Below are 20,055 nucleotides of genomic sequence, written 5' to 3'. Positions count from 1 at the left end.
AGACCTACGGTTATGGAAGTCGGAAGGTCCGCCGAGGGCGGGGTCGCGTGGTGAAACCGAAGCGCGCCGCACGGGCGTTGAACGGCACTCAAGGCCTTCCAATGTGCTGCAGATCTAAGCCGCAATAGGCCAAGGCGATCCTTTCGAGTGGGCGGCACAAATTCACCTCGAGATATCGATGCGATCGGTGCCCCCAGAAGTTCGCCTACGCAAACGTCGGGCAACGGTGCGTACCCATCGAGATAGCTGCAGTCATCCGCGTCTTACACCTTGAAGGCTGTCAGAAACTCTATCATGCTTCTACCAGTCGGAGCCTTCCCAATGCAAACCCTCGCCAAACAAGTTCTGGAGCACGCCGTTGGGTTGCCCGAGGGCACGCCTTTGGTCGCCAAGGAATTGCTCCACCTAGGAAACCGGGCGGCCGTGGATCAGGTTCTGTCCCGCCTCGTGCAGCGCGGCGCCCTTCTGCGTGCGGGCCGCGGCATCTATTTCCCGCCGGTCGAGAGCCGCTTCGGCTCCCGGGCGCCTTCGACTGCCAAGATGGTCGAGGGGCTTGCCGTCCAGCGCGGGGAAATCATCGTGTCGCATGGCGCGGCGGCCGCCAATGCGTTGGGCCTCACCACCCAGATGCCAATTCGGGCCGTCTATCTGACGTCCGGCCCCAGCCGGTGCCTGACGTTGGGGGCGCAGACCGTCGAATTCAGGCATGCACCGGTGTGGCAGTTGATCTTTCCTGGCCGCACCGCTGGCGACGTGGTGCGGGCGCTAGCGTGGTTGGGGCCTGAAAAGGCGGGAGCCGCTGTACGGGCGCTGTGCGCCAAACTGCCGCCAGCCGAGATGAAGGAAGTGGTGTCAGCGCGTGCGCGTCTTCCGACGTGGATGGCGCAGGAAGTCAGCGCGCTGGTGCCGCACGGCTGAGTTTTTCGAGCTATCCGTCGAAGAACCCCTGGAGGCACTTGTTCAGGCTACCGACGCATCCGGGTGTGCCCTCCTTACCTATTTACTGCGATGCCGCCGCACGTCTGTCGGGGTGGAGTTTCCCGAGGCGACGCGGAAGGCCATTGCGATCCACGTCTTCTGCACGCAAGGCGCCTTTTGAGGGGGTGACCAGTCCGCTCGCTACTGGCACGACGTGACCCGGTTGGATGCCGTAGGCTTCGTTGACTTGGCGATCGCGGACACGGCGCTGGCTGGCTGATCACAAGAGCATCTTCTTTGCGGAGAAAAGCCTGGATGGCGAACCGATCGACTACCACACCGCCGTCTCGCGCGGACTGCGCCTCATACCCGACGACAGTCCTTTAGCCAGGTTGGCCACCGACTACCAGCACATGGTCGACGATTGTCGGTTCCTCGATGAAGTCGAATCATTCGCCGCGCTTCATTATCAATGTCGCCGTATTCAGGAGAAGGCTAATGCGACGTGAGGCTGAATTTGCGTCCAAATCGGACCAAGGACTTGCCAGCCCTCATTCCCACTCGATCGTCGCCGGCGGCTTGCCTGAAATGTCATACACCACCCGATTGATGCCGCGCACTTCGTTGATGATACGGTTGCTGACGCGGCCGAGCAGGCTGTGCGGCAGTTCGGCCCAGTGGGCGGTCATGAAGTCCTGGGTCTGCACCGCGCGCAGCGCGACGACCCACTCGTAGGTGCGACCGTCGCCCATGACGCCGACCGACTTGACCGGCAGGAACACGGCGAAGGCCTGGCTGGTCAGGTCGTACCAGCTCTTGCCGCTGGCCGGGTCGAGGGTGTTGCGAAGTTCTTCGATGAAGATGGCGTCGGCGCGGCGCAGCAGGTCCGCGTACTCGCGGTGGATTTCGCCGAGGATGCGCACGCCCAGGCCCGGGCCGGGGAAAGGATGGCGATACACCATGTCGCGCGGCAGGCCGAGTGCCACGCCCAGTTCGCGCACTTCGTCCTTGAACAGTTCGCGCAGCGGTTCCAGCAGCTTCAGCCCGAGCTGTTCCGGCAGGCCGCCGACGTTGTGATGGCTCTTGATCGTGGTGGCCTTCTTGCTCTTGGCACCACCGGATTCGATCACGTCCGGGTAGATGGTGCCCTGGGCGAGGAAGGTGGCGCCCTTGTGGCCCTGTCCGCCCGCCTTCAGCCTGGCGGCTTCCGCCTTGAACACTTCGACGAATTCGCGGCCGATGATCTTGCGCTTGGCTTCCGGGTCGGACACGCCCTTCAGGTGGCCGAGGAACTGGTCGGCCGCGTCGACGTGGATCACCCGCGCGTGCAGCCGGCCGGCAAACATGTCCATCACCATCTTGCCTTCGTTCAGGCGCAGCAGACCGTGATCGACGAACACGCAGGTGAGCTGGTCGCCGATGGCGCGGTGAATCAGCGCCGCCGCGACCGATGAATCGACGCCGCCTGACAGGCCGAGGATGACCTCCTCGTCGCCGACCTGTTCACGGATGCGTGCAACCGCCTCTTCGATGTAGTCGCCCATGATCCAGTCGGCGGCGCAGCCGCAGACGTCGAGGACGAACTTGCGCAGGATGTCGGCGCCGCGCGCCGTGTGTGTCACTTCGGGGTGGAACTGCACGCCGTAGAAGCGGCGCGCCTCGTCGGCCATGCCGGCGATCGGGCAGCTGTCGGTCGACGCCATCAGCTTGAAGCCGGGCGGCAGTTCGGTCACCTTGTCACCGTGGCTCATCCACACCTTGAGCATGCCGTGGCCCTGCTCGGTGCGGAAATCCTCGATGCCGTCGAGCAACTTCGTGTGGCCGCGCGCGCGCACTTCGGCGTAGCCGAATTCGCGCACGGTGCCGGCTTCCACCTTGCCGCCCAGCTGTTGCGCCATGGTCTGCATGCCGTAGCAGATGCCCAGCACCGGCACACCCAGTTCGAACACCGCCTGCGGCGCACGGTCGGTTTCTTCCTCATAAGCCGACATGTGGCTGCCGGACAGGATGACGCCCTGCGCACCGAAGCCGCGCACGAAGTCGTCGCTCACATCGGCCGGGTGGATTTCGCAATACACGTGCGCCTCGCGCACGCGGCGGGCAATGAGCTGGGTGACCTGGGAGCCGAAATCGAGGATGAGGATCTTGTTGTGCATGGGGGATTCAGGGGTCAGGGGACAGGGGCTGGGGACTAGGGTGAGTCCGCGAGGCGCGACGAGAGGGAGGCTTGCAGACCTCTGATCATCCGGCCGAGTTCATCGGCGTCCTTCAGCGTGACGTTCATTCGTTGCGCATCCACGTAATCAAGGCGATGCGAGAGAAGGAGCTGGGTTTCGATCTCGGCAAGAGAGCCGGCTGCGATCGACAGAAAACGCAGGAAATCACGCGTTGAGCTTCTTGCATGGCCTTCGGCGATATTCGAAGGGACCGACACAGCGGCGCGTCGCAACTGGCTCACCAGTGCGAAGCGCTCGCCCTCAGGTCGCCCTCAGGGAAACTCCGGCTCAGGGCATAGACAGCAAGGGCGAGATCCATTGCTCGTTGCCAGACCAGCAAATCGCGATAGCTGCGCACCTCGCTCATCCAGCCCCGGCCCCTCCAGCCCCTAGCTCCTAGCCCCTCATTCAACGTGGTAGTTCGGCGCTTCCTTGGTGATCTGCACGTCGTGCACATGCGACTCGCGGATGCCGGCCGACGTGATTTCGACGAACTGCGCGGTGCTGCGCATCTGGTCCACCGTCGAGCAGCCGCAATAGCCCATCGACGCGCGCAGGCCGCCCATCAGCTGGGTGATCACATTGACCACCGGGCCCTTGTACGGAACGCGGCCTTCGACGCCTTCGGGCACCAGCTTGTCGGCATTCGACGCCGGATCCTGGAAGTAGCGGTCGGCCGCACCCTGCTGCATCGCGCCCAGCGAACCCATGCCGCGGTAGGACTTGTACGAGCGCCCCTGGAACAGTTCGATCTCGCCCGGCGCCTCTTCGGTGCCGGCCAGCAGGCCGCCCAGCATGACGGCGTTGGCGCCGGCGGCCACAGCCTTGGCGATGTCGCCCGAAAAACGGATGCCGCCGTCGGCGATCATCGGCACGTCGGTCGATGCCAGCGCGGTCGCCACGTTGTCGATCGCGGTGATCTGCGGCACGCCGACACCGGCGACGATGCGCGTGGTGCAGATCGAACCGGGGCCGATGCCGACCTTGACGCCGTCGGCCCCCGCATCGACCAGTGCGCGAGCCGCATCGGCCGTGGCGATGTTGCCGCCGATCACGTCCAGATGCGGAAAGGTGCGCTTGACCCAGCGTACGCGGTCGAGCACGCCCTGCGAGTGGCCATGCGCGGTATCGACGACGATCACGTCGACGCCGGCTTCTGCCAGCGCCGCAGCGCGCTCTTCGGTGCCTTCGCCGACGCCGATGGCCGCGCCGACGCGCAGCCGTCCGTGCGGATCTTTCGCGGCCAAAGGATGTTCGGTCGACTTCAGCATGTCCTTGACCGTGATCAGGCCGCGCAGCGTGTCGTTTTCGCCGAGCACCAGCACGCGTTCGAGGCGGTTGCGGTGCATCAGCGTGCGCGCTTCGTCGAGCGAGGCGCCTTCATGCACGAAAATGAGCCGCTCGCGCGGCGTCATGATGCGCGCGACCGGCTGGTCGAGATTGGTTTCGAAACGCAGGTCGCGGTTGGTCACGATGCCGACCACGCGCGGGCCGTCGAGCACCGGAAAACCGGAAATGCGGTGACTGCGTGTCAACCCGAGCAGCTCGCGAACCGTCATGTCGGGAGAGATGGTGATCGGATCCTTCAGCACACCGGCTTCGAACCGTTTCACCTTCGACACTTCAGCGGCCTGCATTTTTGCCGTCATGTTCTTGTGAATGATGCCGAGGCCGCCTTCCTGGGCCAGCGCAATCGCAAGACGCGCTTCGCTGACAGTGTCCATCGCAGCGGACAGCAGGGGGAGATTGACGTGGATATTGCGGGAAATACGGGTACTGAGGCTTACATCGCGTGGCAGAACACTCGAATGTGCCGGCACGAGCAGCACATCATCGAAGGTCAGCGCCTTCTGGATAACACGCATGACTACTTTCCAATCTGTCAAAAACGTATTATACGCCGCTCCACGCGGCTGGCTGCAGCAGGCGCGGAGGCGATCGCTGCAGTACCCTCACTCATTTCGGGCAGGAGTTTCTGACGTGTATCTTCGACTGGCGTTCATCGCCCTGGCGTGTCTGCCGCTGCTAGCGACCGCGCAGGTTTATCAGTACAAGGACGCAAACGGCAATCCGGTGTTTTCGGACAGCCCGCCGCCCGGTGCAAAAGCCATCCGCAAGGACGTGAAGGTCGCGCCGCCCGCGGCTGACACCTCCAACAGCAATCTGCAGGAGAAGCTGCAGAGCTTTCAGCAGCGGCGTGAGGCGGCTGCGGCCGAAGAAGCCAAGGCAGCAAAGGAAAGGGCTGAGAAGGAAAAGGCCGACGCCAACTGCACGCGGGCGCGCAACAAGCTTGCGGCACTGCAGTCCGGTCAGCGCATCGTGCGCTACAACGCCCAGGGCGAACGCGAGTTCATCGACGACGCGACGCGGGCTACGGAAACCGCCGACGCGCAGCAGTCGGTGTCGGAGTGGTGCAAGTAGCGGTAGAGGTCATGCGACACGCTCAGGCTGCCGTTTCAGCCTCTCCGCCCCGCTCGCCACCGCCCTTCTTCAGCACCTTGCCTTCGGCTGCACGCTGACGGCGCACTTCCTTGGGATCGGCGATCAGCGCGCGGTAGATTTCCACCCGGTCACGGTCGCGCAGCACCTGATCCGGCTTGACCAGCTTCGCGAACACCCCAAGCTTGTTGCGCGCGAGATCGATGTCCGGATACTTCTGCAGCAGACCGGACGCTTCGACCGCCTGCACGGCCGTGGCCCCTTCGGGCAATTCTATGGTCACGAGGTCCTGCCGCTCGGGCAAGGCGTAAATGACCTGGACGCGGATGCTTGCACTCACGTCAGGCCTCCTTGCCGTAGATGCGATCCGCCTGCTTCACGAAAGCCTCGACGAAGGTGTTCGCAATGTGGCTGAACACCGGGCCGACTACCTTTTCGATCAGGCGGCTGGAAAACTCGTAGCGCAGGTTGAATTCGATCTTGCACGCCCTATCTCCGAGTTGCGTGAAGGCCCAGGTGCCGTCGAGCGACTTGAACGGACCTTCGACGAGTCGAATGGTCATGCTGTGCGGGAACACCTTGGCATTGGCGGTCGCGAAATGCGCCTTCACGCCGTGGTAGTTGATGTCGATGCGCGCACGCGTCAACGTGTCGGTGCGCTCGATGACTTCACTGCCGCCGCACCACGGCAGAAACTCGGGGTAATGCTCGACGCCGTCGACCAGCCTGAACATCTGTTCCGCGCTGCGCTCGATGAGCACGGTTTTTCGGACTTCGGCCATGTCTTCAGAAGGTAAAATCGCAATTCTAGCTGTGCAGCGTCCTCTCGCGCAGCCTCTCGTTCAAGCCACTGCAGCAGATTCCCCGGTCACCGGTTACCCCACATGAGCATCGCCGAAAACAAGAAAGCGTTTCACGACTACTTCATCGAAGAGCGCTTCGAGGCCGGACTGGTGCTGGAAGGCTGGGAGGTCAAGGCCATCCGCGCCGGCCGCACGCAGCTGAAGGAAGCCTATGTCGTGCTGAAGGGCGAAGAGGTTTTCGTGATCGGCATGCATGTATCGCCGCTGCTGTCCGCCTCGACCCACATCCACCCGGACGCGACGCGCAGCCGCAAGCTGTTGCTGCACGCCGAACAGATCAGCAAGCTGATCGGTCTGGTCGAGCGCGCCGGCTACACGCTGGTGCCGCTTAACCTGCACTACACCCGCGGCCGCATCAAGCTGGAAATCGGGCTGGCCAAGGGCAAGAAGCAGTTCGACAAGCGCGAGACCGAGAAAGAACGCGACTGGGAGCGCGAAAAGGCGCGCCTGATGCGCTCGCGGGTGTGACACCCACCACGCGGGTGCGCCTGTTCGGTGGCAGGCTGATCCGCGCGATGACTGCAGCGCCCCGGTCCCGTAGCAACCCTATGTCGCCGCGGGTGAGCCCGCCAGGCGGCAGCAGGCAGCAGTGCTAAAGTCCGTCGATCCGTTGAACCTGAAAAGAACACGCCATGAGCCGCGACAGCATTGCCCACATCGGTCTGGGCAGCAATCTCGCCGATCCGGAAGCGCAGGTGCTGGCCGCCTTCGATGAAATCGCCGCCACGCCCGGCATCACGCTGGAGCGCCGCTCGTCGCTGTACCGCACGGCGCCGATCGGCTACGACAACCAGCCCGACTTCATCAATGCCATTGCGCGCGTGCGCACCACGCTCGAACCGCAGGCGTTGCTGGACGCGCTGCTCGCCATCGAACGAACGCACGGTCGCGTGCGTGAGTTCCTGAACGCGCCGCGCACCCTTGATCTGGACGTGCTGCTGTACGACGACCGGCAGATCAGCACCGATACGCTGAACGTGCCGCATCCGCGTGCACATCTGCGTGCCTTCGTGCTGCTGCCGCTGCTGGAAGTGTCGCCCGACCTGGAGATTCCGGGGCTGGGTGCGGCAAGCGCCTTTCTGGCGCATTGTCAGGACCAGCCGATTTCGCGCATTGCCGACGCGATGATGGTGCGCCTTGCTGTCGGCAGCGTTGTGCCGACGCCTGCGTAAGTCTCGAACCCGGGCTAGAACCCCTGCCGGAACACCCGCTGCGCCCAGATCAGGGCGGACAGCGTCTTGGCATCCGTCAGCTCGCCGCGCCAGACGGCGGACATCGCGGCTTCGAGAGACAGTGGAATTACCTCGAGGAACTCGCCTGCGTCGAGATTGGCGCCGACATGGCGCAGACCACGCGCGAGGAAGATTTCTATCCGTTCGTCCGAGTAGCCGATGCACGGATGCATCGTGCCCAGATGCTTCCATTCGTCGGCCTCATGGCCGGTTTCCTCGCGCAGCTCGCGCACGGCCGTCTTTTCGGGCGGCTCGCCCGGATCGATCTTGCCGGCGGGAAATTCGATGAAGGTGCGCCGCGGACCGTAGCGGAACTGGCGTTCGAACAGCATGTTGCCGTCCGGCAGCACCGCGATGATCACCACGGCCCCGGGATGGCGGATGTACTCGCGCACCGCCTGCGTGCCATCCGGCAGCGCCACCTGATCCTGATAGACCTTCAGCAGCACGCCGTCGTAAACCTGACGACTGTCCACCGTGGTTTCGATCAGGGGATCCTTCATTACTTCAGCGTCTGCCCCAGCGCGGAGGCACACAGCGACAGCAAGGACTGCGGCATCAGCCCGATCAGTGCGATCGCGAGTGCATTGACCGACAGCAGCGCGCGCATTTCGGTCGATGCCACGATGGGGGCTTCATCCTGCGGCGCATCGAAGTACATCAGCTTGACGACGCGCAGGTAGAAATAGGCGCCGATCAGCGACATCATCACCGCGAACACCGCGATGTAAAGATAACCCGCTGCGACGACCGCCTGCAACACGGCCAGCTTGGCGAAGAAGCCGATGAAGAACGGGATGCCGGCCATCGAGAACATGACCATCATCATCACCGCGGCGAACCACGGGCTGCGCTTGTTCAGTCCCTTCAGGTCGTCCAGTTCCTCGGCTTCGACCCCGGCACGGGTCAGCAGCAGCAGCACGCCGAAGGCGGCAGCGCTCATCAGCACATAGGCGATGGTGTAGAACATCGCGCTGCCGAAGGCGTACGAAAGGTGGATGTCGCCGGACGCGCGCAGCTCGATGACGCCGCTGACCAGACCAAGCAGCATGAAGCCCATGTGCGAAATGGTCGAATAGGCCAGCATGCGCTTCAGATTGGTCTGTGCGATGGCGACGATGTTACCGAGCGCGATCGACAGCACCGCCAGCAGCATCAGCATCTGCTGCCATTCATCGGCCAGCGTCGGCAGTCCGTCGACCAGCAGTCGGATCGCCATCGCGAAACCGGCCAGCTTGGGCGCCGAACCGATCAGCAGCGTGATCGGCGTCGGCGCGCCGTGATAGACGTCGGGAATCCACATGTGGAACGGCACGGCACCGATCTTGAACGCGAGGCCTGCGACCAGGAACACGAGGCCGAAGCGCAGCACTTCCATATTGGTGGTCGGGTCGGACAACTTGCGTGCGATGGCCGAAATTTCGAGCGTTCCGGTCGCGCCATACACCATCGACATGCCGTACAGCAGCAGGCCCGAAGCCAGCGCGCCGAGCACGAAATACTTCATCGCCGCTTCGGTCGAGCGTGCGGAGTCGCGGTCGAGCGCCACCAGCGCATACAGCGCGAGCGACAGCAGTTCGAGGCCGAGATAGAGCGTCAGGAAGTGATTGGCGGAAATCATCACCTGCATGCCCAGCGTGGCGAACAGCACGAGCAGGTAGTACTCGCCGCGTTCCATGCCGCGCACTTCGAGGTAGCCACGGCTGTAGATGACGACTGCGAACACCGTCAGATACAGGCAGCTCTTCAGCACGTCGGACAGGCGATCGTCGACGAACATGCCGCTGAAGGTCAGCGTCGTGTCCGCTCCGGCCGTCGCCACCTGGATGACGAAGGCGCCGACCAGCGTGCTCAGCGTGAGGATGTAGGGCAGCCAGTTATGGCGCTCGGACTTGAACAGGTCGGCGAGCAACACGACGCAGGCCATCACCAGCACGAAGATTTCGGCCGATGCGGGATAGAGGTCAGGCAGTGGGAAGTTCATTCTGTGTGTCCGTCAGAGCTTGCCAACGGCAACGTGTCCCAGCAGCTGGTTCACGGTCGCGTGCATGATTTCAGTCACCGGTTGCGGCCAGATGCCCATGGCCAGGGTGCATGCGGCAAGAACGCCGAGGATCAGCATTTCGCGGGCGTTGATGTCTTTCAGTTCGGCAACATGGCTATTGGCGACCGCGCCGAAAATGACGCGCTTGTACATCCACAGCGTGTAGGCCGCGCCGAGGATCAGCGTGGTCGCAGCGGCGAAGCCGGTCCAGAAGTTGAACTGCAGTGCGCCGAGCACCACCATGAATTCGCCGACGAAACCGGACGTCGCCGGCAGTCCGGCGTTGGCCATCGCGAACAGCAGGAAGAAGGCCGCAAACTTCGGCATGGTGTTCACCACGCCGCCGTAGTCACCGATGTTGCGGGTGTGCATGCGGTCGTACAGGACGCCGATGCACAGGAACATCGCAGCCGACACGAAGCCGTGCGAAATCATCTGCACCAACGCGCCTTCGATACCGAGCGGATTGAAGATGAAGAAGCCGAGGGTGACGAAACCCATGTGCGAAATCGATGAATACGCGACGAGCTTCTTCATGTCGGTCTGCGCCAGCGCGACCAGGCCGATGTAGATCACCGCGATCAGCGACAGGCCGATGACGACGGGCGCAAAGTGTGTCGCGGCATCCGGCACGATCGGCAGCGAAAACCGGAGGAAACCATAGGCACCGAGCTTCAGGCCGATTGCCGCCAGCACCGCCGAACCGCCGGTCGGTGCTTCGACGTGGGCGTCCGGCAGCCAGGTATGCACCGGCCACATCGGCACCTTCACCGCAAAGCTCGCGAAGAAGGCCCAGAAGATCAGCGACTGCGCCGCCATCGCCAGCGGCTCGCGGTGCCAGTCGAGGATGGCGAAACTGCCGCTCTTGTGGAACAGGTAGAGCAGCGCGATCAACATCAGCAGCGAGCCGAGCAACGTGTAGAGGAAGAACTTGAACGCGGCGTAGACGCGGTTCTTGCCGCCCCAGATACCGATCACCAGATAGAGCGGAATCAGCGACGACTCGAAGAAGACGTAGAACAGGATGCCGTCGAGCGAGGAGAAGATGCCGTTCAGCAGACCCGACATGATCAGGAAGGCCGCGTTGTACTGCGACACCTTGGTTTCGATCACCTGCCAGCCCGCCATGATCACCAGCAGCGTGATGAAGCTGTTCAGGATGACGAAGGGCATCGAAATACCGTCGACGCCGAGGTGGTAGTTGATGTTGTAGTCGCGCACCCACGGCATCAGTTCGACGAACTGCATCGACGCACTCGACGGATCGAAGCCGGTGTAGAGCGGAATCGTGATCAGGAAGCCGAAGATCGCGGTCACGAGCGCGATCAGCTTCGAGAACGCGACATTGCGGCCATCGCCGCTGGCCAGCACCAGCAGGCCGCCGGCAATCGGCAACCATATGGCGAGACTGAGAAGGGGAATATCGGTCATTTCTTTATTTGTCTGGCTTGCTCAACGATCGGTCCGGCCCGCTGTGCAGAAGCACTCCCTTGAATCACACGCTGCAGGCGGCAGCTGCGCCGCCCGCACCCCATCACTTGAAGCCCAGCCTCCACAGCAGCAACAGGCAGACGCCGATCACCATTGCAAAAGCGTAGCGGTAGATGTAACCGGTCTGGATGCCGCGCGCCATTCGCGCAAAGGCGCCGACGGCCGAAGCGGAGCCATTGACCAGCACGCCGTCGATCACTGCGCGATCACCGGCCGACCACAGGCCGCGACCGAGCGCACGCGCGCCACCGGCAAACACCACCTCGTTGAACTTGTCGAAGTAGTACTTGTTTTCGAGCAGCGTGTTGATCGGGCGGAAGATCGGTGCGACGCGGCCCGGCAGCGACGGCATCGCGATGTACATGACCCAGGCCAGCACTACGCCTCCCAATGCCAGCCAGAACGGCAGCGCAGTCACGCCATGCAGTGCCATGCCGGTTGCCGTGGTGAAGTGGTGTCCGAGTTCGGCCAGCGTGTCGTGCTGCGGCAGCACTTCGACGACACCGGAGAACCAGTCGCCGAAAAGCATGGGCTGCACCGTCCAGAAACCGATGCCGACCGACGGAATCGCCAGCAGCACCAGCGGCAGCCAGACCACCCAGGGGGACTCGTGCGGCTTTTCGCCCGGTGCCAGTCCGTGGTGTTCGTCGGCGTGGTCGTCGTGCACCGCGTGATCGTCACCGTGAGCCGCATGGGCGTGATCATCGTGTGCGGCGAGAGCCGCCTTCGCGTCGTGTGCGGGCGCATCGTGATGCTCGTGGTGCGCCTTGCCGAAGTTCTCCGGGCCGTGGAACACGCGGAAGTACATCCGGAACGAATAGAAGGCGGTCACGAACACACCGGCGACAACGCAGAAGTAGGCGTAGCCCGCGCCGGGGATGGTCGAGAAATGCACCGCCTCGATGATCGAATCCTTCGAGTAGAAGCCGGACAGGAAGGGCACGCCAATCAGCGCGAGCGAACCGAGCAGCGACGTGAACCAGGTGATCGGCATGTATTTCCACAGGCCACCCATGTTGCGCATGTCCTGGTCGTGGTGCATGCCCATGATGACCGAGCCGGCGCCGAGGAACAGCAGCGCCTTGAAGAAGGCGTGCGTCATCAGGTGAAACACCGCCGCCGAGTAGGCCGACACGCCGAGCGCCACCGTCATGTAGCCGAGCTGTGACAGCGTCGAGTAGGCGACGACGCGCTTGATGTCGTTCTGGATGATGCCGAGGAAGCCCATGAAGAGCGCCGTCGTCGCGCCGATCACCAGCACGAAGGACAGTGCGGTTTCGGACAGCTCGAACAGCGGCGACATGCGGGTCACCATGAAGATGCCGGCCGTCACCATCGTCGCGGCGTGGATCAGCGCCGAAATCGGCGTCGGGCCTTCCATCGAATCCGGCAGCCAGACGTGCAGAGGCACCTGGGCCGACTTGCCCATCGCGCCGATGAACAGGCAGATGCACACGGCGGTCAGCAGCGGCCAGTCGGTGCCGGCCACCGTCATGGCAACCAGTTCCTCGCGCTTGGCGAACACTTCGGCGTAGTTGAGCGTGCCGGCGTAGGCGGCGATCAGGCCGATGCCCAGCAGGAAACCGAAGTCGCCGACGCGGTTCACCAGGAAGGCCTTCAGGTTGGCGTAGATCGCGGTCGGGCGCTTGAACCAGAAACCGATCAGCAGGTAGGACACCAGACCGACCGCTTCCCAGCCGAAGAACAGCTGCACGAAGTTGTTGCTCATGACGAGCATCAGCATCGAGAAGGTGAACAGCGAAATGTAGGAGAAGAAACGGTTGTAACCGGGGTCTTCCGCCATGTAGCCGATGGTGTAGAGGTGCACCATCAGCGACACGAAATTGACGACCAGCATCATCATCACGGTGAGCTTGTCGATCTGGAAACCGATTTCCATCGTCAGGCTGCCGCTGGTCGCCCAGGTGTAGAGCGCTCCGTTGAAGCTGTTGCCGGCCTGCACGTCCTGGAAGATCACCCACGACGCCACCAGCGACACGGCGACGCCGAGGATGGTGACGCTGTGCGCCACCCAGCGCGGTATGACACGGCAGAACAGGCCGGCGATGATCGCGCCGATCAGCGGTGCCAGCGGGACGAGCAGATAGAGCTTTTGCATCGAGGTCATGTCGCTCAACCTTTCAGGCTGTCGAGATCATCGACGTGGATGGTGTTCAGGTTGCGGAACAGCACCACGAGGATGGCCAGCCCGATCGCGGATTCCGCGGCGGCTACGGTGAGGATGAAGAAAACGAAGATCTGGCCGGACGGGTCGCCCAGGTAATGCGAGAAGGCGACGAAATTCATGTTCACCGCCAGCAGCATCAGTTCGATCGCCATCAGCAGCACAATGAGGTTTTTCCGGTTCAGGAAGATGCCGACGACGCTGATCGCGAACAGCAGCGCGCCCAGCACGAGGAAGTGGGACAGCGATAGGGAGAGCAGTGATGTCATGTCGTGCGCTTCTTGTCTCAGTCTTTTTCGGCCGGCATCGACACCAGACGTATGCGGTCTTCGCGACGCACCGCAATCTGCTTCGCCGGGTCCTGGAACTTGGTGTCCTTGCGCTTGCGCATTGTCAGCGCGATGGCGGCGATGATGGCCACCAGCAGGATGACTGCCGCCAGCTCGAACGGATACACGTACTCGGTGTAGATCAGGCGGCCCAGTTCCTTGGTGTTGCTGTAGTCGGCTCCCGGCGCTTCCGGCGCCGGCGCACCGGCCGCCGAGAAGTAGCGCGCACCGAGCACGGCCACCATTTCGGCAAGCATCAGGCCGGCCACGATCAGACCTGGCACCAGATTCGCCCAGAAACCTTCGCGCAGACGTTCGATGTTGATGTCCAGCATCATCACGACGAACAGGAACAGCACCATCACCGCCCCGACATAGACCAGCACCAGCGCGATGGCGAGAAACTCGGCGCGCAGCAGCATCCACACGCCACCCGCCGTGAAGAAGGCCAGCACGAGATAGAGCGCCGCGTGCACCGGGTTGCGCGCGGTGATCACGCGCAGCGACGCCAGCACCAGAATCGTGGCGAGAAAGTAGAAGACTGCGGTATGGAAATCCATCATCTATATATGTCGTTCTTGTCCGTTCCCTGAAGTACCGCCCACGCACCGCGCGGACCGGCACCCGTCAGCGGTATTTCGAGTCCGCTTCCCTGTCGCTGGCGATCTGGCCTTCGTAACGGTCACCGACCGCGAGCAGCATCTGCTTGGTGTAGTACAGGTCGCCACGCTTTTCGCCGTGGTACTCGAGCACACGCGTTTCGACGATGGCGTCGACCGGACAGGCTTCTTCGCAGAAACCGCAGAAGATGCACTTGGTCAGGTCGATGTCGTAACGCGTGGTCCGGCGCGTGCCGTCGTCGCGCTGGTCGGATTCGATCGTGATGGCCATTGCCGGGCACACCGCCTCGCACAGCTTGCACGCGATGCAGCGCTCTTCACCGTTCGGGTAGCGGCGCAGCGCATGCAGGCCGCGGAAACGCGGCGACTGCGGCGTCTTCTCTTCCGGAAACTGGATGGTGATCTTGCGTGCGAACAGGTGCCGGCCGGTCAGCGCCATGCCTTTCAGCAGTTCGGTCAGCATCAGACCGCCAAACATGTCTTTCATCGATCCCATGACGCGTCCTTCACTTCCAGATCGACAGCGGAGACATCATCCAGCCGCCGATGAACACGAGCCACACGATGGTGACGGGAATGAACACCTTCCAGCCCAGACGCATGATCTGGTCGTAGCGATAGCGCGGAAAGGTCGCGCGCAGCCACAGGAAGAAGAACAGGCAAAGCGAAGTCTTGGCGGCAAGCCACAAGATGCCGTCGGGCAGGAAGCCCACCGGCGACAGCCAGCCACCCAGGAACATGATCGACGTGAGGCAGGCGATCAGGATCATGTTCGCGTATTCGGCCAGGAAGAACAGCGCGAACGCCATGCCCGAGTACTCGATCATGTGACCAGCGACGATTTCCGACTCGCCTTCGACGACGTCGAACGGCGAACGATTCGTTTCCGCCACGCCGGCAATGAAGTAGACGACGAACATCGGCAGCAGCGGCAGCCAGTTCCACGACAGCACGCCGACACCCATGTCGGCGAACATGCCCTCACCCTGCCCGCGCACGATGTCGGACAGGTTCAGGCTCTGCGACACCATCAGCACGGTCACCAGCGCGAAGCCCATCGCGATTTCGTAGCTGACGATCTGCGCGGCGGAACGCAGGCTGCCGAGGAAGGCGTACTTCGAATTCGACGCCCAGCCGGCGATGATGACGCCGTACACGCCCATCGACGTGATGGCCATGATGTACAGCAGGCCGGCGTTGATGTCGGCCAGCACCAGACCTTCGCTGAACGGAATCACCGCCCACGCAGCCAGCGAAGGCGCGAGGGCGAGCACCGGTGCCAGCACGAACAGCATCTTGCTTGATGCCGACGGCAGCACGATTTCCTTGAACAGCAGCTTCAGGCCGTCGGCGATCGGCTGCGCCAGACCTCCGAGAAACTTGATGCCGAAGAAGGTGACGCGGTTCGGGCCATTGCGCACCTGCATCCAGCCGATGATCTTGCGCTCGGCCAGCGTCAGGTAGGCGACGCAGCCGAGCAGTGGCAGGATAATCGCGAAGATCTTGACCACGGTCCATACCGGCAGCCAGGCGGCGCCGAGCAGTTCCTGCACGGGTTGCAGCAGCGCATCCATTACACCGCCTCCGCTGTCAGGGTGCCCGTCAGGCTGCCCAGTGTTGCCGTCTGCGGCCAGCCGGCCGCCACACGGACACAATCGGCCGGCACCGTGTCATCGAGTGCCAGATCCAGTTCGCAGGACGACGCCGCTCCGCGCAGGCGCACCCGCTTGCCGGCCGCCAGACCGAACTGTGCAGCCGTTGCGCTGTGCATGCGGGCAACCGGCGCCGCCGAGTCACGCGCTGCAGCAAGCGCCGGCGCGCGACGCACCGTGGCGTCATTGCGGTAGATCGGAAAGTCGGCAACGCGCTGCAGCCCGTCGGGCGAAGCGGTGCTCGCCAGACTGACGCCGGTCGCCACATTGCCCAATGCCGCATCGGGCAGCCAGCCGCTTGCACCGGACAGCGCCTTGTCACGCACGGCTTCCGACGTATCGAAATCGAAGCCCGGCAATTCAAGCAGGCTGCCCAGCACACGCAGCACCTTCCACGCCGGCCGCGTGTCACCCTTGGGGCGCACGACGGCATGGAAGCTCTGGATGCGGCCTTCGCAGCTCACGTAGGTGCCGGACGTTTCGGTAAAGGGCGATATCGGCAGCAGGCAGTCGGCGTAATCCAGACCCGTCTTGAACGGCGACATCACGATGACCGTATCGGCTGCCTTCAGCGCTGCAAGTGCGGCGGGCGGATTCGCGGAATCCACCTCCGGTTCGGTATTGAGCAGCACCACGGCGTGCAGACCGGCCGCGAGCATGTCGCGCGCATTCAGGCCCGATTGCGCGCCCACCACCTGGGCGCCGACGCTGTTGGCCGCTTCGACCAGATAGCCGAACCGTGCGCCGGTGATGTCGGCCAGTGCCTGCGCCAGTGCATGCAGCGCGGCGGCATTGCCCGCCTGCTGCACGACCGAGCCGAGGAAGATCGCGCGACCGCCCTCGCCTTCATCAATGAGGCTTTGCGCAATGCGCAGCCCGGCATCCGTCACCGGGCCGGCGTCGACGCCTGCGGGTACGGCAACGCTGCGGATCTGCGCTGCGGCGCGTACCAGCGCGGCCAGTTCGGCCGCCATCGCAGCCGGCGCAACGGTGATGCGTTCGTGCAATGTCATCAGCCAGTCGCTGCCATCGACACCCAGCGCACTGACCCTGGTGCCGTGGCGCGCGGCCTGACGCAGACGCTGGGCGATCAGCGGATGGTCCTTGCGCAGGAAGCTGCCGACCACCAGGGCCGCGTCGAGCTTCGACACGTCCGCGATCTTCATGCCCAGCCACGGTGCACCGGACAGCTTGCCGTCGAGTGAAAAATCACTCTGACGCAGGCGGTGATCGATATTGCCTCCCAGCCGGCGTGCCAGCTGGCCGGCGAGATACAGTTCTTCGGTGGTCGAGTACGGTGCGGCCAGCACGCCGATCTTGCCGGCGCCATGGTCGCGCGCCACGCGGCGCAGCCCGTTGGCGACGTATTCGAGCGCGGTTTGCCAGTCGACTTCAAGCCACTGACCGTCCTGCTTGATCATCGGCTTGGTCAGACGCTGGTCGCCGTTCAGCGCCTCATACGAAAAGCGGTCGCGATCGGAAATCCAGCACTCGTTGACCTCTTCGTTTTCCAGCGGCAGCACGCGCATGACCTGGTCATGCTTGACCTGCACCACCAGATTGGTGCCGAGGCTGTCATGCGGACTCACGGTCTTGCGACGGGACAGTTCCCAGGTACGGGCCGAGTAGCGGAACGGCTTGGAGGTTAGCGCACCGACCGGGCACAGGTCGATCATGTTGCCGGACAGTTCGGAATCGACAGTGTGGCCGACGAAGGCCATGATTTCCGAATGCTCGCCGCGGTTCGCCATGCCCAGTTCCATGACACCGGCGATTTCCTGACCGAAACGGACGCAGCGCGTGCAGTGGATGCAGCGCGTCATGTCGGTCGAAATGAGCGGGCCGAGGTTCTTGTTGAACACGACGCGCTTTTCTTCCTGATAGCGCGATGCCGAGGCACCGTAGCCGACCGCCAGATCCTGCAGCTGGCACTCGCCGCCCTGATCGCAGATCGGGCAATCGAGCGGGTGGTTGATCAGCAGGAATTCCATCACGCCCTTCTGCGCAGTGATGGCCTGATCCGAGTGCGTCTGCACCTTCATGCCATTGGTGACCGGCGTGGCACACGCCGGCAGCGGCTTGGGCGCGCGTTCGACCTGCACCAGACACATGCGGCAATTGGCCGCGATGGACAGTTTCTTGTGATAGCAGAAGTGCGGAATGTGCACACCCAGACGGTTGGCGGCGTCCATCACCGTGCTGCCGTCCGGCACTTCCAGCTTCTGGCCGTCGATTTCGATCTCTAGCATGCTGCGTGGTCCACGTAGATACGGCTGCCTTCGCGCTGCACGTCGACCGGGACGAGGCAGCGCTTGTGTTCGATGTGATATTCGAACTCGGAGCGGAAGTGCTTGATGAAGCTCTTGACCGGCAGCGCCGCCGCGTCGCCCAGCGCACAGATGGTGCGGCCGGCGATATTGGTGGCGACGTTGTCGAGTACATCGAGGTCGTCCGGACGGCCCTGACCGTGCTCGATGCGATGCACCATGCGGTACAGCCAGCCGGTACCTTCGCGGCACGGCGTGCATTGGCCGCACGATTCCTCGTGATAGAAATAGGACAGGCGCTCGAGCGACTTCACCATGCAGGCGCTTTCGTCGATCACGATGACCGCGCCTGAACCCAGCATCGAGCCGGCCTTGGCGATGGCGTCGTAGTCCATCGTGCAGTCCATCATGACATCGGCCGGCAGCACCGGTGCCGACGAGCCACCCGGAATGACCGCCTTGAGCTTGCGCCCGCCGCGCATGCCGCCGCACATGTCGAGCAATGTGGCGAACGGCGTACCGAGCGGAATTTCATACACGCCCGGACGATTGACGTGACCGGACACCGAGAATATCTTGGTGCCGCCGTTGTTCGGCTTGCCCAGCGCGAGGAACTGTTCGCCGCCGTTGGCGATGATCCACGGGATGGCCGCGAAGGTTTCGGTGTTGTTGATCGTCGTCGGCTTGCCGTACAGGCCGTGACTGGCCGGGAACGGCGGCTTGAAGCGCGGCTGGCCCTTCTTGCCTTCGATCGATTCGAGCAATGCGGTTTCTTCGCCGCAGATGTAAGCACCCCAGCCATGGTGGGCGAACAGCTCGAAATCGAAGCCCTTGCCCATGATGTTCCTGCCGAGGAAACCTGCGGCGCGCGCTTCGGCGAGCGCCTCCTCGAAGCGGGTGTACAAGGTCCACACTTCGCCGTGGATGTAGTTGTAGCCGCGGCTGCAACCCATCGCGAAACCGGCGATGATCATGCCTTCGATGACCATGTGCGGGTTGTAGCGCAGCAGGTCGCGGTCCTTGAACGTGCCCGGTTCGCCTTCGTCGGAATTGCACACGACGTATTTGTCCATCGGGAACTGGCGCGGCATGAAGCTCCACTTCAGGCCGGTCGGAAAACCCGCACCGCCGCGGCCGCGCAGGTCGGACTTCTTCACCTCGGCGATGACCTGTTCCTGCGTCATGCCGGTTTCGAGGATCTTGCGCAGGGCGGCGTAACCGCCGCGCTTCACGTAGTCGGCCAGACCCCAGGTGCGGTCGCCATCCAGTCCTGCAAGCAGGATCACGGGCAGTTCGGTCGCGGCATTCATTTGAGTTCGTCCAGCAGGGCGTCGATGCGTTCGCGGGTCATCCAGCTGCACAGGCGCGTGTTGTTGACGATGATGGCCGGCGCGTCACCACAGACGCCCATGCACTCGCCTTCCTTCAGCGTGAAACGGCCGTCGGGCGTGGTTTCGTTGAAGCCGATGCCGAGCTTTTCCTTCACGTATTCAGCCGCCTGCTCGCCGCCCGACAGCGCACAGGGCAGATTGGTGCAGACGGTGACCTTCCAGCGGCCGACCGGCTTCACGTCGTACATGTTGTAGAAGGTCGCCACCTCCATCGCCGCCATCGGCGGAATGCGCAGGTGCTGCGCCACCGCTTCGATCGCGTCCGGCGACAGCCAGCCATTCTGTTCCTGCGCAATGCGCAGGCCGGCCATGACGGCCGAAATGGCCTGGCCTTCGGGATACTTCGCGACTTCGCGGTCGATCGCCGCGCACGACGCTTCAGTCAGCGTGAAAGTCATTCTGTCCATG

21 protein-coding genes are annotated in these 20,055 nt (G+C 63.3%); 5 read left to right on the top strand and 16 right to left on the bottom strand.

Annotated features, from left to right (window positions below; translation table 11 throughout):
• Positions 1-321: 321 nt before the first annotated feature.
• A complete protein-coding gene (locus NMQ14_RS07295; RefSeq protein ID WP_257094784.1) occupies positions 322-918 on the top strand; it encodes a DUF6088 family protein in 597 nt (198 codons plus the stop codon).
• 242 nt (positions 919-1,160) lie between these two features.
• On the top strand, positions 1,161-1,427 hold the full coding sequence (locus NMQ14_RS07290; RefSeq protein ID WP_257094782.1) for a hypothetical protein: 267 nt from the start codon (positions 1,161-1,163) through the stop codon (positions 1,425-1,427).
• Between the two features lie 42 nt (positions 1,428-1,469).
• Here NMQ14_RS07290 and guaA read toward each other — a convergent pair whose 3' ends face one another.
• The 3 genes from guaA to guaB all read right to left on the bottom strand — a co-directional run bounded on the left by guaA (position 1,470) and on the right by guaB (position 4,999).
• Positions 1,470-3,074: a glutamine-hydrolyzing GMP synthase gene (guaA, locus tag NMQ14_RS07285; protein WP_257094781.1), complete on the bottom strand. Its 1,605-nt coding sequence runs from the start codon at positions 3,072-3,074 to the stop codon at positions 1,470-1,472.
• 35 nt (positions 3,075-3,109) lie between these two features.
• Positions 3,110-3,376, bottom strand: coding sequence for a four helix bundle protein (locus NMQ14_RS07280; protein WP_257094780.1), 267 nt, complete (start codon positions 3,374-3,376; stop codon positions 3,110-3,112).
• 162 nt (positions 3,377-3,538) lie between these two features.
• Positions 3,539-4,999, bottom strand: a complete 1,461-nt coding sequence (guaB, locus tag NMQ14_RS07275) for an IMP dehydrogenase (protein WP_257094779.1) — start codon at positions 4,997-4,999, stop codon at positions 3,539-3,541.
• 115 nt (positions 5,000-5,114) lie between these two features.
• On the opposite strand from guaB, the gene NMQ14_RS07270 reads away from it, so the two are divergent.
• Complete coding sequence (locus tag NMQ14_RS07270) at positions 5,115-5,555, top strand: DUF4124 domain-containing protein (RefSeq protein ID WP_257094778.1); 441 nt, start codon at positions 5,115-5,117, stop codon at positions 5,553-5,555.
• Between the two features lie 22 nt (positions 5,556-5,577).
• Here NMQ14_RS07270 and NMQ14_RS07265 read toward each other — a convergent pair whose 3' ends face one another.
• Together NMQ14_RS07265 and NMQ14_RS07260 are read right to left on the bottom strand one after the other, a co-directional pair.
• Positions 5,578-5,913: an RnfH family protein gene (locus tag NMQ14_RS07265; RefSeq protein WP_257094777.1), complete on the bottom strand. Its 336-nt coding sequence runs from the start codon at positions 5,911-5,913 to the stop codon at positions 5,578-5,580.
• 1 nt (position 5,914) lies between these two features.
• Positions 5,915-6,355, bottom strand: coding sequence for a type II toxin-antitoxin system RatA family toxin (locus NMQ14_RS07260; protein WP_257094776.1), 441 nt, complete (start codon positions 6,353-6,355; stop codon positions 5,915-5,917).
• 102 nt (positions 6,356-6,457) lie between these two features.
• On the opposite strand from NMQ14_RS07260, the gene smpB reads away from it, so the two are divergent.
• Together smpB and folK are read left to right on the top strand one after the other, a co-directional pair.
• Complete coding sequence (gene smpB / locus NMQ14_RS07255) at positions 6,458-6,904, top strand: SsrA-binding protein SmpB (RefSeq protein ID WP_069040003.1); 447 nt, start codon at positions 6,458-6,460, stop codon at positions 6,902-6,904.
• 164 nt (positions 6,905-7,068) lie between these two features.
• Positions 7,069-7,608, top strand: coding sequence for a 2-amino-4-hydroxy-6-hydroxymethyldihydropteridine diphosphokinase (gene folK / locus NMQ14_RS07250; protein WP_257094775.1), 540 nt, complete (start codon positions 7,069-7,071; stop codon positions 7,606-7,608).
• A 14-nt stretch (positions 7,609-7,622) separates the two neighbouring features.
• On the opposite strand, the gene NMQ14_RS07245 is transcribed toward folK, so the two are convergent.
• The 11 genes from NMQ14_RS07245 to nuoE form a co-directional block, all read right to left on the bottom strand.
• A complete protein-coding gene (locus tag NMQ14_RS07245) occupies positions 7,623-8,171 on the bottom strand; it encodes an NUDIX domain-containing protein (RefSeq protein WP_257094772.1) in 549 nt (182 codons plus the stop codon).
• Positions 8,171-9,652 (bottom strand): NADH-quinone oxidoreductase subunit NuoN, encoded by a 1,482-nt coding sequence (gene nuoN, locus NMQ14_RS07240; protein ID WP_257094771.1) that lies wholly within the window; start codon positions 9,650-9,652, stop codon positions 8,171-8,173. The genes NMQ14_RS07245 and nuoN overlap by 1 nt, the downstream gene beginning before the upstream one ends.
• 12 nt (positions 9,653-9,664) lie before the next feature.
• The gene (locus tag NMQ14_RS07235) at positions 9,665-11,143 is read right to left on the bottom strand and encodes an NADH-quinone oxidoreductase subunit M (protein WP_257094769.1); all 1,479 of its coding nucleotides are present in this window, start codon (positions 11,141-11,143) and stop codon (positions 9,665-9,667) included.
• Between the two features lie 103 nt (positions 11,144-11,246).
• On the bottom strand, positions 11,247-13,331 hold the full coding sequence (gene nuoL / locus NMQ14_RS07230; RefSeq protein ID WP_257094767.1) for an NADH-quinone oxidoreductase subunit L: 2,085 nt from the start codon (positions 13,329-13,331) through the stop codon (positions 11,247-11,249).
• A gap of 5 nt (positions 13,332-13,336) precedes the next feature.
• Positions 13,337-13,657, bottom strand: a complete 321-nt coding sequence (nuoK, locus tag NMQ14_RS07225) for an NADH-quinone oxidoreductase subunit NuoK (protein ID WP_069039998.1) — start codon at positions 13,655-13,657, stop codon at positions 13,337-13,339.
• Between the two features lie 17 nt (positions 13,658-13,674).
• Complete coding sequence (locus tag NMQ14_RS07220) at positions 13,675-14,277, bottom strand: NADH-quinone oxidoreductase subunit J (RefSeq protein ID WP_257080809.1); 603 nt, start codon at positions 14,275-14,277, stop codon at positions 13,675-13,677.
• Between the two features lie 67 nt (positions 14,278-14,344).
• Positions 14,345-14,833 (bottom strand): NADH-quinone oxidoreductase subunit NuoI, encoded by a 489-nt coding sequence (gene nuoI, locus NMQ14_RS07215; RefSeq protein WP_371132733.1) that lies wholly within the window; start codon positions 14,831-14,833, stop codon positions 14,345-14,347.
• 10 nt (positions 14,834-14,843) lie between these two features.
• Positions 14,844-15,911 (bottom strand): NADH-quinone oxidoreductase subunit NuoH, encoded by a 1,068-nt coding sequence (gene nuoH / locus NMQ14_RS07210; protein WP_257094765.1) that lies wholly within the window; start codon positions 15,909-15,911, stop codon positions 14,844-14,846.
• A complete protein-coding gene (gene nuoG / locus NMQ14_RS07205; RefSeq protein WP_257094763.1) occupies positions 15,911-18,238 on the bottom strand; it encodes an NADH-quinone oxidoreductase subunit NuoG in 2,328 nt (775 codons plus the stop codon). Before nuoG ends, nuoH begins: the two co-directional genes overlap by 1 nt.
• Complete coding sequence (gene nuoF / locus NMQ14_RS07200; RefSeq protein ID WP_257080806.1) at positions 18,232-19,566, bottom strand: NADH-quinone oxidoreductase subunit NuoF; 1,335 nt, start codon at positions 19,564-19,566, stop codon at positions 18,232-18,234. Before nuoF ends, nuoG begins: the two co-directional genes overlap by 7 nt.
• The gene (nuoE, locus tag NMQ14_RS07195; protein ID WP_069039993.1) at positions 19,563-20,045 is read right to left on the bottom strand and encodes an NADH-quinone oxidoreductase subunit NuoE; all 483 of its coding nucleotides are present in this window, start codon (positions 20,043-20,045) and stop codon (positions 19,563-19,565) included. The genes nuoF and nuoE overlap by 4 nt, the downstream gene beginning before the upstream one ends.
• Between the last annotated feature and the right edge of the window lie 10 nt (positions 20,046-20,055).

It is taken from the genome of Methyloversatilis sp. XJ19-13 (assembly GCF_024580155.1).
In the GTDB taxonomy this organism is placed as follows: domain Bacteria; phylum Pseudomonadota; class Gammaproteobacteria; order Burkholderiales; family Rhodocyclaceae; genus Methyloversatilis.
This window is presented reverse-complemented; position numbering and strand designations above follow the sequence as displayed.

What these genes read in the sequence shown, in the direction of transcription:
- nuoH (WP_257094765.1), bottom strand. Translation starts at nt 15,911, where the DNA reads ATGGATGCGCTGCTGCAACCCGTGCAGGAACTGCTCGGCGCCGCCTGG.
- guaB (WP_257094779.1), bottom strand. Translation starts at nt 4,999, where the DNA reads ATGCGTGTTATCCAGAAGGCGCTGACCTTCGATGATGTGCTGCTCGTG.
- nuoF (WP_257080806.1), bottom strand. Translation starts at nt 19,566, where the DNA reads ATGAATGCCGCGACCGAACTGCCCGTGATCCTGCTTGCAGGACTGGAT.
- NMQ14_RS07235 (WP_257094769.1), bottom strand. Translation starts at nt 11,143, where the DNA reads ATGACCGATATTCCCCTTCTCAGTCTCGCCATATGGTTGCCGATTGCC.
- nuoK (WP_069039998.1), bottom strand. Translation starts at nt 13,657, where the DNA reads ATGACATCACTGCTCTCCCTATCGCTGTCCCACTTCCTCGTGCTGGGC.
- folK (WP_257094775.1), top strand. Translation starts at nt 7,069, where the DNA reads ATGAGCCGCGACAGCATTGCCCACATCGGTCTGGGCAGCAATCTCGCC.
- nuoI (WP_371132733.1), bottom strand. Translation starts at nt 14,833, where the DNA reads ATGGGATCGATGAAAGACATGTTTGGCGGTCTGATGCTGACCGAACTG.
- nuoG (WP_257094763.1), bottom strand. Translation starts at nt 18,238, where the DNA reads ATGCTAGAGATCGAAATCGACGGCCAGAAGCTGGAAGTGCCGGACGGC.
- NMQ14_RS07260 (WP_257094776.1), bottom strand. Translation starts at nt 6,355, where the DNA reads ATGGCCGAAGTCCGAAAAACCGTGCTCATCGAGCGCAGCGCGGAACAG.
- nuoL (WP_257094767.1), bottom strand. Translation starts at nt 13,331, where the DNA reads ATGACCTCGATGCAAAAGCTCTATCTGCTCGTCCCGCTGGCACCGCTG.
- NMQ14_RS07295 (WP_257094784.1), top strand. Translation starts at nt 322, where the DNA reads ATGCAAACCCTCGCCAAACAAGTTCTGGAGCACGCCGTTGGGTTGCCC.
- NMQ14_RS07220 (WP_257080809.1), bottom strand. Translation starts at nt 14,277, where the DNA reads ATGGATTTCCATACCGCAGTCTTCTACTTTCTCGCCACGATTCTGGTG.
- smpB (WP_069040003.1), top strand. Translation starts at nt 6,458, where the DNA reads ATGAGCATCGCCGAAAACAAGAAAGCGTTTCACGACTACTTCATCGAA.
- nuoN (WP_257094771.1), bottom strand. Translation starts at nt 9,652, where the DNA reads ATGAACTTCCCACTGCCTGACCTCTATCCCGCATCGGCCGAAATCTTC.
- NMQ14_RS07245 (WP_257094772.1), bottom strand. Translation starts at nt 8,171, where the DNA reads ATGAAGGATCCCCTGATCGAAACCACGGTGGACAGTCGTCAGGTTTAC.
- guaA (WP_257094781.1), bottom strand. Translation starts at nt 3,074, where the DNA reads ATGCACAACAAGATCCTCATCCTCGATTTCGGCTCCCAGGTCACCCAG.
- nuoE (WP_069039993.1), bottom strand. Translation starts at nt 20,045, where the DNA reads ATGACTTTCACGCTGACTGAAGCGTCGTGCGCGGCGATCGACCGCGAA.